Annotated in this window: 1 protein-coding gene; it reads left to right on the top strand. The window is 68.3% G+C overall.

Going from position 1 to position 962, the window contains the following annotated elements; genetic code table 11:
* Nucleotides 1-962: ABC transporter ATP-binding protein (locus tag DEI95_RS16375; RefSeq protein ID WP_111060909.1), on the top strand; the 962-nt coding region annotated here is incomplete at both ends.

Here is a 962-nt window from a genome sequence, read left to right as displayed (position 1 = left end):
CCCGCCGTCGTCACGGTGCGGAACGTCTCCAAGCGCTTCACCATCCGCAAGGACAACTCCCTCAAGGAGCGCGTGGTCACGCTCGGTCGCGCCGGCCGCCGACACAGCGAGGACTTCTGGGCGCTCAAGGACGTGAGCCTCGACATCCCGGCCGGCACCACGATCGGCCTGCTCGGCCCGAACGGCTCCGGCAAGTCGACGCTGCTGAAGACCATCGGCGGCATCCTCGAGCCGACCACCGGCACCGTGGAGCGTCGCGGTCGCCTCGCCGCCCTCATCGAACTCGGTGCGGGGTTCCACCCGGACCTGACCGGCCGCGAGAACGTCTACCTCAACGCCGCGATCCTCGGGCAGACGCAGGAGGAGACCGAAGCCCGCTTCGAGGACATCCTGCAGTTCTCCGGGATCGGCGACTTCATCGACACCCAGGTGAAGTTCTACTCGTCCGGCATGTACGTCCGGCTCGCCTTCGCGGTCGCGATCAACACCGACCCGGACGTGCTGCTCGTGGACGAGGTCCTGGCCGTCGGAGACGAGCAGTTCCAGAAGAAGTGCCTCGACAAGATCCGCGAGTTCCAGGAGCAGGGCCGCACGATCATCCTGGTGTCGCACTCGCTCGGACAGGTGCAGGAACTCTGCGATTCCGCCGTCGTCCTGCACCACGGCGAGGTGATGTTCCAGGGGTCGGCACGGCTGGCCGTGAAGAACTTCCGCGAGATCCTCGAGGACCGCCGCGTCGCCGAGGTCGAGGCGAACCACCCGGAGGAGACCGCCAGCCCGGGCAAGGTCGAGCACGTCGAGCTCGAGATCCCCGGCAAGCCCGCGGGCGCCGAGCACCGCCACGGCGACGACCTCGTCGTCCGCGCGACGTTCTCCCACACCACGGTCCTGCCCGAGTGGCGCGCGGGCATCAAGATCGAGAACCACCTCGGGCACCCCGCCTTCGGCATCGACAGCCGACA

The sequence above is a fragment of the Curtobacterium sp. MCBD17_008 genome (assembly GCF_003234475.1).
Lineage (GTDB): Bacteria > Actinomycetota > Actinomycetes > Actinomycetales > Microbacteriaceae > Curtobacterium.
The sequence above is the reverse complement of the archived record's forward strand: the minus strand, read 5'-3'. Positions and strand labels throughout refer to the sequence as shown.